Genomic DNA, 11,829 nt, shown 5'->3' with positions numbered 1-11,829 from the left:
TCGAACCAGAACACCTGCATCAACCAGAAGCCGATTGTGCGCGAGGGCCAGCGCGTCAAGAAGGGCGACGTGATCGCCGACGGGCCTTGCACGCAACTCGGCGAGCTGGCGCTGGGCCGCAACGTGCTGGTCGCCTTCATGCCGTGGCGCGGCTACAACTTTGAGGACGCCATCCTGGTCAGCGAAAAGCTGGTCAAGGAAGACTCATTCACTTCGATCCACATCGAAGAACTCGAAGTCGAAGCGCGCGACACCAAGCTTGGGCCGGAAGAGATCACGCGCGACATCCCGAACGTGTCGGAGTCGGCGCTGCGCGACCTCGACGATTCGGGCATCATTCGCATCGGCGCTTACGTCAAGCCGGGCTCGATCCTGGTCGGCAAAGTCACGCCCAAGGGCGAGACGCAGTTGACGGCGGAAGAGAAGCTGCTGCGCGCCATCTTCGGCGAGAAGGCCGGCGACGTGCGCGACGCCAGCCTGACCTGCCCGCCGGGCATCGACGGCATCGTCGTTGACGTGAAGGTCTTCACACGCAAGGGCGCGGAGAAGGACGAGCGCTCGCTCGCCATCGAGCGCGCCGAAGAGGAGAAGCTCGAAAAGAACCTCCGCGACGAGACGCGCATCCTCGAAGACGAGCGCAACAAGCGCATCTACGAGCTGCTCGAAGGCCAGCGGCTGGCCGAAGACCTCGTCTACAAGAGCAAGAAGCTGCTCGCGAAGGGCACCAAGCTGACGCGCGAGGAGCTTGAGGGCGTCGAGTTCGGCGCGCTGCGCAAGGTCGAGATCGCCAACGCACGCATTGACGTGCAGGCCGAGATCGCCGAGATCGAGCGCCGCACCGAGCGCCAGATCAAAGTCCAGCAGCAGCTTCACAGCGAGAACGTCGAGAAGCTGAAGAAGGGCGACGAGCTGCCGCCGGGCGTCATCAAGATGGTCAAGGTCTTCGTCGCCATGAAGCGCAAACTGTCGGTCGGCGACAAGATGGCGGGCCGCCACGGTAACAAGGGCGTCATCGCGCGCATCCTGCCGGTCGAGGACATGCCTTACCTGCCCGACGGGACGCCCGTGGAGATCGTGCTGAACCCGCTCGGCGTGCCTTCGCGTATGAACGTCGGCCAGATTCTCGAAACGCACCTCGGCTGGGCGTCGAAGAGCATCGGCCAGATGCTCAGCGACCTGCTCTCGGACGAGTCGCGCGCCGAACGCATACGCAAAATCTATAAGGACGTTTTCGTGCTGCCCGAGCAGCAGGAGCGTTTCGCGGCGATGGCCGACGCCGACCTCATTGACCACGCGCGGCTGCTGGTCGAAGGCATCCCGTTCGCCTCGCCGGTCTTCGACGGCGTGCGCGAGAACGACATCAAGCGGCTGCTCGAATACGCCGGCCTGCCGACCTCGGGCAAGACGAACTTGTTCGACGGCATGACGGGCGACGCGTTCGAGCAGAAGGTGACGGTCGGCTACATCTACATGATGAAGCTGTCGCATCTGGTCGATGACAAGATTCACGCCCGCTCGATTGGGCCATACTCGCTCATCACGCAGCAGCCTCTTGGCGGCAAGGCGCAGTTCGGCGGCCAGCGCTTCGGCGAAATGGAAGTCTGGGCGCTGGAAGCCTACGGCGCGGCGCACATCCTGCAAGAGCTGCTGACTGCCAAGTCCGACGACGTGGCGGGCCGCTCGAAGATTTACGAAGCGATTGTCAAAGGCGAAGCCGACTTCGACCCCGGCGTGCCCGAGTCATTCAACGTCCTGATCCGCGAGCTTCAGTCGCTCTGCCTGGACGTTGAGCTGATGCGCCGCAGCGAAGAAGAGGAAGTGGTAACCGAGTAATGGGATTTTGGATTGCCGATTTTGGATTGGGGGACGGGCGAACGCCCGCTCTCTTAATCCAAAATCTAAAATCCAAAATCGTAACAGAGGAAGGTGAACGTAATGTTTAGAACTCACGAACAGAAGACGAACCTGGCACCTGACTTTGAGGCGATTCGAATCAGTCTGGCTTCACCGGAGAAGATTCTATCGTGGTCGCACGGCGAAGTGACCAAGCCGGAAACGATCAACTACCGCACGTTCAAGCCTGAGCGCGACGGGTTGTTCTGCGCCAAAATCTTCGGGCCGGTCACCGACTGGGAGTGCTTGTGCGGTAAGTACAAACGCATGAAGCACCGCGGCGTCGTCTGCGACAAGTGCGGCGTCGAAGTCACGCAGTCGAAAGTCCGCCGCGAGCGCCTGGGCCACATCAAGCTGGCCTCGCCCTGCTCGCACGTCTGGTTCTTCAAGGGCCTGCCGTCGCGCATCGGCCACCTGCTCGACATCCCGCTGCGCGAGCTCGAGAAGGTGCTCTACTTCGAGTCCTACATCGTCATTGATCCCGGCGACGTGGCCGAGCTAAAGGAGAAAGACCTGCTCACCGAAGAGCGCTACCGGCAGTTGATGTCGGAGAACGCCGGCCGCTTCACCGCGAAGATGGGTGCCGAGGCCATCAAGGAACACCTGCGCCGCGTTGACGTGGACAATCTGGCGACCGAGATGCGCCAGAAGATGAAGGACGAGACTTCGCAGCAGAAGAAGCTGAAGTACTCCAAGCGGCTGAAGGTCGTTGACGCCTTCCGCCGCTCGGGCAACCACCCGGACTGGATGATCCTCGACGTGATCCCGGTCATCCCGCCTGAGCTGAGGCCGCTCGTGCCGCTCGATGGCGGCCGCTTTGCGACCAGCGATTTGAATGACCTGTATCGCCGCGTCATCAACCGCAACAACCGCCTGTCGAAGCTCATCGAGCTGAAAGCGCCTGAAGTCATCGTGCGCAACGAAAAGCGCATGCTTCAGGAAGCCGTAGACGCGCTGTTTGACAACGGGCGTCGTGGCCGCGTGCTGCGCGGGGCGAACAACCGCCCGCTCAAATCGCTGTCGGACACGCTCAAGGGCAAGCAAGGCCGTTTCCGCCAGAACCTGCTCGGCAAGCGCGTTGACTATTCGGGCCGCTCGGTGATCGTCGTCGGCCCCGAGCTCAAGCTGCATCAGTGCGGTCTGCCGAAGAAGATGGCGCTTGAGCTGTTCAAGCCGTTCATCTACAACCTGCTTGAAAAGAAAGGCTACGCCGCGACGATCAAGCAGGCCAAGGAGATGGTCGAGCGCCAGGAGTCGGTGGTCTGGGACATTCTCGAAGAGGTAATTAGAGAACATCCGGTGTTGCTCAACCGCGCGCCGACGCTGCACCGCTTAGGCATTCAGGCGTTCGAGCCGGTGCTGGTCGAAGGCAAGGCCATCAAGATTCACCCGCTCGTCTGCACGGCGTTTAACGCCGACTTTGACGGCGACCAGATGGCTGTGCATATTCCGCTGTCGCCCGAAGCGCAGGTCGAAGCCAGCGTGCTGATGCTGGCGTCGAACAACATTCTGAGCCCGGCCAACGGTCAGCCCATCGCCGTGCCGACGCAGGACATCGTCCTGGGGTGCTATTACCTGACGACGGCGAAGAAGGACGACAAATTCGCGGGCCGCAAGTTCGCCACCTCCGACGAAGTGATATTGGCGCTCGATGGCGGCGAGGTTCACACGCAGACGCCGATCAAGCTGATGTATTCGGGCGAGCTGATCGATTTGCAGAGTGAGCGCGACGATCAAGACATCATCCGCGCCACCTTGCGCAAGGTGCAGAACCGTGTGATCGATACGACCGTCGGTCGCGTCATCTTCAACGACGCGCTCGGCGCAACCATGCCCTACATCAACGGCAACCTGAAGAAGAAGGGCTTGCAGTCGCTGGTCAACTATTGCCACTTGCGGCAGGGTCACGCCGAGACCGTCAAGCTGCTCGACCGGCTCAAGGACGTCGGCTTCCTCTACGCGACGCGCGCCGGCATCTCGATTGGCATTGACGATCTGGTGACGCCGCCGGCGAAAGCCGGCCTGGTGTTGCAGGCGCAGAACGATGTTGCCGAGATCGAGAATCAGTACAAGGAAGGCATCATCACCAACGGCGAGCGCTACAACAAGGTCATCGCCATCTGGTCGGATGTCACCGAGCGCGTCGCCAGCGCCATGTTCGACGAGATGGATCGCGCCGAGCGCGAGTCGGGCGAGTTGAACCCGATCCTGGTTATGGCTAACAGCGGCGCGCGAGGGTCGAAGCAACAGATTCGCCAGCTCGCCGGCATGCGCGGCCTGATGGCCAAGCCTTCGGGCGAAATCATCGAGGCGCCCATCCGCGCCAACTTCCGCGAAGGGCTGAACGTCTTGCAGTACTTCATCTCGACGCACGGCGCGCGCAAGGGCTTGGCGGACACGGCGCTCAAGACCGCCGATTCGGGCTACCTGACGCGCCGCCTGGTTGACGTGGCGCAGGACGTGATTCTCACCGAATACGACTGCGGCACGTTACGCGGCATCGTCGCGACGGCCATCGTCGAAGGCGGCGAGGAGATTGAATCTCTGCGTGACCGCATCATCGGGCGCGTGGCGCTGGTGGACGTGACCGATCCGATCACCGGCGAAGTGCTGGTGCCGCTCAACGAGGAGATCACCGAAGACCTGGCGGCGCAGATTCAACGCGCCGGCGGCATCGAGCGCGTCCGCATCCGCTCTGTGCTGACCTGCGAATCGCGCCGCGGCGTCTGCATCAAGTGCTACGGTCGCAACCTGGCGACGGGCCGCGTCGTCGAACTGGGCGAAGCGGTCGGCGTCATCGCGGCGCAGTCGATTGGCGAACCGGGCACGCAGTTGACCATGCGCACGTTCCACATCGGCGGCGTCGCCGGCGGGGTCAGCGAAATCACCAAGCACGAGGCGAAGACCGGCGGCACGGTGAAGTTCGAAGACCTGCGCACGGTGCGCAACCGCGAGGGCGACCTCGTGGCCATGAATCGCAACGGCTCAATCGTGCTGATTGACGAGCGCGGGCGCGAGACTTCGCGCTATCAGATCGTCTACGGCGCGACGCTCAAAGTCACCGACGGCCAGGTGGTCGAAGAAGGACAGGAGCTGGCCGAGTGGGATCCGTTCACGTTCGCCATCCTCACAGAGGTCGAAGGCATCGTGCACTTCAAAGACTTGACCGAAGGGCTGACGGTCAAGGAAGAAGTTGACGAAGTGACCGGCCTGTCGCATCTGGTGGTCGTTGATTCGCCGGACGAGAAGCGCCAGCCGCGCATCGAAATCCGCGACGAAAAGAACAAGGTGCTGAAGACCTACCAGATGCCTGTGCGCGCCAACCTGCTGGTCGCCGATTACGACGAGTGGAAGAAGAAGCACGGCGGCGCGGGCGAGCGCAAGCAGGAGGAGAAGGAGCACGTGCGGGTGGCGCCGGGCGACATCATCGCCAAGATTCCGCGCGAAACGACGAAGACCAAAGACATCACCGGCGGTCTGCCGCGCGTTGTCGAGCTGTTCGAAGCGCGCAAGCCGCGCGAGACGGCAGTGATGACCGAGATTGACGGCACGATCAAATTCGGGCCAATCGCCAAAGGTCAGCGCAAGGTCATCGTCGAGGCGGCGGACGGCGAGAAGCGCGAGTATTCGATCCCGCGCGGCACTCACATCAACGTGCAAGAAGGCGACATTGTGCGCGCCGGCGAGCCGCTGATGGACGGGCCGCTCAACCCGCATGACATTCTGGCGGTGCGCGGTATCGAGGAGTTGCAGCGTTACCTCGTGAATGAGATTCAAGAGGTCTATCGTCTGCAAGGCGTCAACATCAACGACAAGCACATCGAAGTGATCGTCCGCCAGATGCTGCGCTGGGTGCGAATCAAGGAAGTCGGCGACACCGAGTTCTTGCTCGAAGACATGGTGGATCGCTTCCGCTTCCAGGACGAAAACGAGCGCGTGATTGCCGAAGGCGGGCAGCCGGCGCAGGCCGAACCTTTGCTGCTCGGCATCACCAAGGCGTCGCTTTCGACTGAGTCGTTCATCTCGGCGGCGTCATTCCAGGAGACGACCCGCGTGCTGACGGAAGCGGCGATCAGCGGCAAGGTGGACTACCTGCGCGGCCTGAAGGAGAACGTCATCATGGGCCGGCTGATTCCTGCCGGCACCGGCATGGAGTTCTACCGCAGCATGCGCCTGGAGCCGGATCAGACGGCAGATGTCGAAGACTTCTACGAAGAAGAATTGCCGGCGGCGGACGCCTTGAAGGCCGAAGCCAAGGAAGTCGGCGATTAATCATCGCCAGGCAGGCCGTTGGCTTGCCTGATATCGGCAGCAAAAAGGGATGGAGAGACGGCGCAACGTCGTTCTCCCCATCCCTTTCTTTTTCTGGATGTAGCGCAATGGGTTAGATTGCGCCCGGACTCGCGCAATCTAACCGCATTGCGCTACAGGGCAAACTCAATCAAAAACTGCTATAGGGTCACCGGTAGCTAACTTCAAATAATGTCGAATTAAGGCTTACAGGCGTTGGTCGCCAGCTCGGTCTGCGGCGTGAAGGTGTCGTGCGTCAGGTCGGCCAGCCATTCGGCGCGGCGCTCGGTGTTGTCGCGCTCCTGAAACGAGAAGGCGATCAGCATTTTCGAACTCGAGCCTTTCACGGGCCGCAGCGTCCACCCCTGAACGCTGGCGAGGTTACCGACGCGGCGCGATTTCTCAAGCTCCTGGCTCAAGTATTGGTCTACGGTCAGGTTGGCCTGCCGGGAGGGCATTTGACGAAGCCTCTGCATGGCCGGCTGCGCCAGATGCGGGTCAATCTCGCCGGGCGCATTGGCGAAGTACAGGTAGACATAAACGCCGACTGCGGCGACCAGCACGGCGCATAAGGCGCCCGCCGCTATGCTGACCCATTTGGGCAGCTTTCTTTCAGGCTTGCGGCGAGGTTTACGGGCATGTGTGCCCTGGCGCTTGCCGTCTGCTTTGGACGAATCTTTCTTGGCCAAATCTTTCTTTTTGTCGCTCTTAACAATCAGCGACTTTGGCTTGGCGAGCTTGCAATCGGGACAACGCAGGGCTTCAGTCGGCACTTCACCGTGGCATCTCGGACATTTCATAAGATAATCCTCGCAGCAGAAATCGGCTTACACTAGCAGTCCTTGGGCCAGCCGCTCGCCACTGCGGCCGCACCCTTTTTAGGGAATATCACCACCCGTTTTTCACAAATTTCGCCGGTCAGCGCCGCAAGACCTGACCGCCGGGTTCCGATTTTTGGTAACGGCTGCGGAAATTTGTCACGGGCCATCCGCGGCATGTCGCCCGCGCCCGCGAGGGGCGCTGCGCCAGGGTTGACAAAGAAATCTCGTGCCGGTATAGTTTGTCGTTTGGAGTAACCACGCTTTTTGGTTCTGATGCCGCGGAGGCGTGGTGAAGCTTGAAACCGGAGACGGAATAAACGTTATTGTGGCGTAAAAGGAAGCGGCTCGCACGCCGGCTTCCCGACTGGCAAGCAGTACACCGCGCTCACGCCACAGAAAAGTTGGGCCACGGGGAGGCCGCATCCGCAGCAGCTTGTCAGAACGTCCCCGCTAATCGAAGCTTTAAACCCGACATGGGACAGAGAGCGGCGATCTGCCGTCTTGGCGGCTTGCGCTTTCATCCTTTCGAGGAGGCTGTCGCCTTCCTCAGGTTATTCCGATTGACAGGGCTTCGAGCCTGTTCGTGTGAGAAGGAGCTAGAGCGTGCCGACACTGAACCAGTTAGTTCGCAAAGGACGTCAAAACGTCAAATACAAAACTTCGAGCCCGGCCTTGCAGTCCTGCCCGCAGAAGCGCGGCGTCTGCACACGCGTCTACACCCAGACGCCCAAGAAGCCGAACTCGGCGCTGCGCAAGGTCGCCCGTGTGCGTCTGACCAACCAGATCGAGGTCACGACCTACATCCCGGGCATCGGCCATAACCTGCAAGAACACTCCATCGTCCTGATCCGCGGCGGCCGCGTCAAAGACTTGCCCGGCGTGCGCTATCACGTCGTGCGCGGCACGCTCGATGCGGTCGGCGTCGCTAACCGCAAGCAAGGACGCTCGAAGTACGGCGCCAAGCGGCCCAAGGAAGCCGCCGCGCCGGCGAAGAAGAAGTAAAGAGTGACGAGTCGAAGGTGATGAGCCGCACTGCCTGACTCATCACGCATCATTCATCATTCAGCACTTGAGAAAACTATGCCAAGAAGACGAGTAGCAGCGAAACGCGAGGTTCTGCCCGATCCCATCTATAACTCGACGATGGTGACGAAGTTCATCAACTCGTTGATGTGGGGCGGCAAGAAGATAGTGGCCGAGGGCATCTTCTATGCGGCGATGACGCAGATTCAAGAGAAGACGCAGGAAGACCCGCTCAAGGTGTTCAAGAAGGCTATGGACAACCTCAAACCGAAGGTCGAAGTCAAATCGCGCCGCGTCGGCGGCTCGACCTATCAGGTGCCGATTGAAGTTGACCAGAAGACGCGCGGCAACAGTCTGGCCATTCGCTGGCTGATCTCTTACTCGCGCGGACGCGGCGAGAAGACCATGGTTGACCGGCTCGCCGGCGAGATTTTGGACGCCGCCAATAACCGCGGCAACGCCATCAAGAAGAAGGATGACACGCACCGCATGGCCGACGCCAACAAGGCGTTCGCGCATTATCGGTGGTAAGGGGAGCGTGACCGGTGACAAGTCACGAGTGACAAGATGAATCGTTCTTTCTTGTCACTCGTCACTTGTCACCTGTCACTGTAGGATTATGTCGAAGCAAGTAGCGTTACAACGATTCCGCAACATCGGAATTATGGCCCACATTGACGCGGGCAAGACGACGACGACCGAGCGTATTCTCTATTACACGGGCGTCTCGTACAAGATCGGCGAAGTGCACGAAGGCACCGCTGTTATGGACTGGATGGAGCAGGAACAGGAGCGCGGCATCACGATTACATCTGCCGCCACGACCTGCTTCTGGCCGCGCGATAACGAAGATTACCGGATCAACATCATTGACACGCCGGGCCACGTTGACTTCACCATCGAAGTCGAGCGCAGCCTGCGCGTCCTCGACGGCGCGGTTGCCGTCTTTGACGCCGTCGCCGGCGTGCAGCCGCAGTCGGAAACCGTCTGGCGTCAGGCCGACAAGTATAACGTGCCGCGCATCGCGTTCATTAACAAGATGGATCGTCCCGGCGCCGACTTCGAGCACGCCATTCAAACGATGCGCGACCGCTTGAGCGCCAACCCGGTGGCGATTCAATTTCCCATCGGCGCCGAAGATCAGCACCAGGGCATCGTTGATCTCGTGACCATGCGCGCCATCATCTACAAGAAAGAAGACAAGGGCGCAGAGCCGGACGTCGTCGATATTCCGGCGGACTTGCGCGACGCCGCCGAGGCCGCGCGCGAGAAGATGATCGAAGCGCTCGCCGATGTCGACGACCAGATCGCTGAAAAGTATCTCAGTGGTGAAGAGATTAGCGAAGACGAGATTCGCGCCGCCCTGCGCCGCGAGACCATCGCGCTCAAGCTGGTGCCGGTCGTCGCCGGCTCGGCCTTCAAGAATAAAGGCGTGCAGCCGTTGCTTGACGCCGTCGTGGATTACCTGCCCAGCCCGCTCGATGTCTCCGCGGTGGTTGGGGTCAATCCCAAGACCAACGAAGAAGAAGAGCGCCGTCCCGATCCGAAAGATCCGTTTTCGGGGCTCGTCTTCAAGATCATGGCGGACAAGCACGTCGGCCAGCTTTCGTTCGTGCGCATCTATTCGGGCACGCTCAAGTCGGGCTCGTACGCGCTGAACTCGACGCGCGGCACGAAAGAGCGCGTCGGGCGCATCATGCGCATGCATGCGAACAAGCGCGAAGACATTGAAGCCGCTGCCGCGGGCGAGATCGTCGCCGTCGCCGGCATCAAGCAGGTGACGACTGGCGACACGATCTGTGAAGAGTCGCGTCCGATCATTCTTGAAGCGCTCGAATTTCCGGCGCCGGTCATCGCTCAGGCCATCGAGCCGAAGACCCGCCAGGATCAAGAGAAGCTGGGGATTGGGCTTCAGCGACTGGCCGCCGAAGACCCGAGCTTCAAGGTCGCGACCGATCAAGAGACTGGCCAGACGATCATATCGGGGATGGGCGAGCTGCACCTTGAGATCATCGTGGATCGCCTCAAGCGCGAGTTCGGCGTTGATGCCAACGTCGGTCGCCCGCAGGTCGCTTACCGCGAGACGATCACCAAGGCGGCGCCGGGCGTCGGCAAGTTCGTGCGCCAGACCGGCGGCCGCGGCCAGTACGGCCACGCCGAAGTCAAGATCGAGCCATCGGAGCCGGGCGTTGGTTTCGAGTTCGTCAACGCCATTGTCGGCGGCGTCATCCCGCGCGAATACATCAAGCCGGTCGAGGAGGGCATTAAAGAAGCCCTCGAAGGCGGCGTGCTGGCCGGCTACGAGATGGTTGACGTGAAGGCGACGCTGCACTACGGCAGCTATCACGAAGTGGACTCTTCGGAGATGGCCTTCAAGATCGCCGGCTCGATGGCCTTCAAGGATGCTGCCGCGAAAGCCGCGCCGATTCTGCTTGAGCCGATTATGAAGGTTGAAGTCGTCGCGCCCGAAGAGTACATGGGCGCAATTACCGGCGACATCAACTCGCGTCGCGGTCGCATCGAAAGCATCAACTCGCGCCCCGGCACGCAGGTCATCACGTCGTTGGTGCCGCTGTCAGAGATGTTCGGTTATTCGACTGACCTGCGCTCGGCGACGCAGGGCCGCGCGACCTACACGATGCACTTCCATCGTTATGAAGAAGCGCCGCGCAGCGTGCGCGAAGAAGTTATTGCCAAGGTGAAAGGCACCGGCAGGTAATTATTTTTCCATCTCAGGCAAACGGCGCGCTTCGCCGCTTGCGGAAAAAGGAGCTAGAAACAAAATGGCAAAAGAGAAGTTTGATCGCAGCAAGCCGCACGTCAACGTCGGCACCATCGGCCACATCGATCACGGCAAGACGACCTTGACGGCCGCCATCACCAAGGTCCTGGCCAAGCACAACCCCAAGATCACCTTCCGCTCATTCGACTCCATCGATAACGCTCCGGAAGAGAAAGCCCGCGGCATCACGATTGCCACGGCCCACGTCGAATACGAAACCGCCAATCGCCATTATGCCCATGTGGATTGTCCGGGCCACGCCGACTACATCAAGAACATGATCACCGGCGCGGCGCAGATGGACGGCGCCATCCTGGTCGTCGCCGCCACCGACGGCCCCATGCCGCAGACCCGCGAGCACATCCTTTTGGCGCGCCAGGTCGGCGTCCCGGCCATGGTCGTCTTTATGAACAAGGTGGACGCCGTGGACGACCCGGAGCTCTTAGACCTGGTGGAGTTGGAAGTCCGCGAGCTGCTGTCGAGCTATCAGTTCCCCGGCGACGAGATCCCGATTGTGCGGGGGTCGGCCCTGGGTGCGCTCAACGGCGAAGCCGAATGGGAGAAGAAGATCGATGAGTTGATGGAAGCGGTGGACACCTACATACCGCAGCCGGCCAGAGAAGTAGACAAGCCGTTTTTGATGCCGGTCGAAGACATCTTCTCGATCAGTGGCCGGGGCACGGTGGCGACGGGGAGGATCGAGCGCGGGCAGGTGAAGGTGGGCGAGGAGGTGGAGATCGTCGGGATCAAGCCGACGCGCAAGACGGTGGTGACCGGGGTGGAGATGTTCAAGAAGCTGCTCGACAGCGGGATGGCAGGCGACAACGTGGGGCTGCTGCTGCGGGGCGTGGACCGCAAGGAGATCGAGAGGGGGCAGGTGATCTCGAAGCCCGGGAGCATCAACCCGCACACGAAGTTCAAGGCGGAAGTGTACGTGCTGACGAAGGAAGAGGGCGGGCGGCACACGCCGTTTTTCAGCGGGTACCGGCCGCAGTTTTATTTTCGGACGACGGACGTGAC

The 11,829-nt window shown here is 61.0% G+C and carries 7 protein-coding genes; 6 read left to right on the top strand and 1 reads right to left on the bottom strand.

Annotated elements, in window-relative coordinates; all coding sequences use genetic code 11:
* Together rpoB and rpoC are read left to right on the top strand one after the other, a co-directional pair.
* On the top strand, positions 1-1,833 hold a 1,833-nt coding region (gene rpoB / locus VJ464_01900), incomplete at its 5' end, for a DNA-directed RNA polymerase subunit beta (GenBank protein ID HKQ03857.1).
* A 102-nt stretch (positions 1,834-1,935) separates the two neighbouring features.
* A complete protein-coding gene (gene rpoC, locus VJ464_01895; GenBank protein ID HKQ03856.1) occupies positions 1,936-6,165 on the top strand; it encodes a DNA-directed RNA polymerase subunit beta' in 4,230 nt (1,409 codons plus the stop codon).
* Between the two features lie 218 nt (positions 6,166-6,383).
* Here the strand turns inward: rpoC and VJ464_01890 are convergent, their stop codons facing one another.
* Positions 6,384-6,983: a hypothetical protein gene (locus tag VJ464_01890; protein HKQ03855.1), complete on the bottom strand. Its 600-nt coding sequence runs from the start codon at positions 6,981-6,983 to the stop codon at positions 6,384-6,386.
* A gap of 624 nt (positions 6,984-7,607) precedes the next feature.
* On the opposite strand from VJ464_01890, the gene rpsL reads away from it, so the two are divergent.
* From rpsL to tuf, 4 genes are all read left to right on the top strand, one after another.
* On the top strand, positions 7,608-8,006 hold the full coding sequence (gene rpsL / locus VJ464_01885; GenBank protein HKQ03854.1) for a 30S ribosomal protein S12: 399 nt from the start codon (positions 7,608-7,610) through the stop codon (positions 8,004-8,006).
* Between the two features lie 78 nt (positions 8,007-8,084).
* Positions 8,085-8,558: a 30S ribosomal protein S7 gene (gene rpsG, locus VJ464_01880; GenBank protein ID HKQ03853.1), complete on the top strand. Its 474-nt coding sequence runs from the start codon at positions 8,085-8,087 to the stop codon at positions 8,556-8,558.
* An 88-nt stretch (positions 8,559-8,646) separates the two neighbouring features.
* Positions 8,647-10,746: an elongation factor G gene (gene fusA / locus VJ464_01875; GenBank protein ID HKQ03852.1), complete on the top strand. Its 2,100-nt coding sequence runs from the start codon at positions 8,647-8,649 to the stop codon at positions 10,744-10,746.
* A 64-nt stretch (positions 10,747-10,810) separates the two neighbouring features.
* On the top strand, positions 10,811-11,829 hold a 1,019-nt coding region (gene tuf / locus VJ464_01870), incomplete at its 3' end, for an elongation factor Tu (protein ID HKQ03851.1).

It is taken from the genome of Blastocatellia bacterium (assembly GCA_035275065.1).
GTDB lineage: Bacteria > Acidobacteriota > Blastocatellia > UBA7656 > UBA7656 > DATENM01.
Note: the sequence above shows the minus strand (reverse complement) of the source record. Positions and strands in the feature narration are given on the sequence as shown.